Source organism: Cellulomonas citrea (assembly GCF_009829685.1).
GTDB lineage: Bacteria > Actinomycetota > Actinomycetes > Actinomycetales > Cellulomonadaceae > Cellulomonas > Cellulomonas citrea.
In genome coordinates, this window is record NZ_VWSD01000335.1 from 1 (window position 1) to 748 (window position 748).

Consider the following 748-nt stretch of genomic DNA (forward strand, 5'->3'; position numbering starts at 1 on the left):
CGTCGCCGTCGTGCGCGAGGGGTTGTCGAACGTGGCCGCGCTCGTCGTCGACCAGCAAGAAGCAGACGTCGTCGGGCAGCGCCGCGGCGGCCGCACCGGCACCCGCAGCCGCCGCACCCGCGGCCCAGGCGGCCGCCCCCGCCCCGGCCCCCGCGGCCCCGGCCCCCGCCCCGCCGGTCAACACGACGACCAAGGCGTCCGGATGAGTGCGGTCACCGCGACCCGCGAGCTCACCCGCACGTTCCGTTCGATGGCCAGCGACATCGAGCTGCGGGTCGTCGACCCGCGGCCCGGTGCGGACGAGGCGCTGGACCGGGCCGTCGAGGTGATCCGTGCCGTGGCCACGCACCTCACCCGGTTCGAGGAGACCTCGGCGCTCAGCCGCGCCAACCGTGCCCCGCAGGCCTGGCACCGGGTGCCGGCCGAGCTCACGGAGGCCGTGGCCGCCGCGGAGCTGGCGTACCGGACCACCGGCGGGCTGTTCGACCCCCGGGTGCTCGAGGTGCTGCTCGGCTGGGGGTACGACCGGACGTTCGCCGAGGTGATCGCCTCCCCGTCGGACCCTGCTGGGCTGTGCGCGGGCGGGTCCGAGGCGGCGACCCCGACGGCGTCCGCCGCATCCCAGGCCGGGCCGTGGCAGCCGGCGGTGCTGCCCGCCGCGCGCGGGCTCGGTCTGCTCCACCTGGGCGGGGTCGCGATCGACCTCGGCGGGATCGGCAAGGGCCTCGCGGTGCGCCGGGCCGCGACC

General features: G+C 78.1%; 2 protein-coding genes. One reads left to right on the forward strand and one right to left on the reverse strand.

The window, feature by feature from the left end:
* Positions 1 to 193: hypothetical protein (locus tag F2B26_RS16555; RefSeq protein WP_201292805.1), on the reverse strand; the 193-nt coding region annotated here is incomplete at its 3' end.
* A gap of 9 nt (positions 194 to 202) precedes the next feature.
* On the opposite strand from F2B26_RS16555, the gene F2B26_RS16560 reads away from it, so the two are divergent.
* The coding region (locus tag F2B26_RS16560; protein ID WP_201292806.1) for an FAD:protein FMN transferase at positions 203 to 748 on the forward strand (546 nt) is incomplete at its 3' end.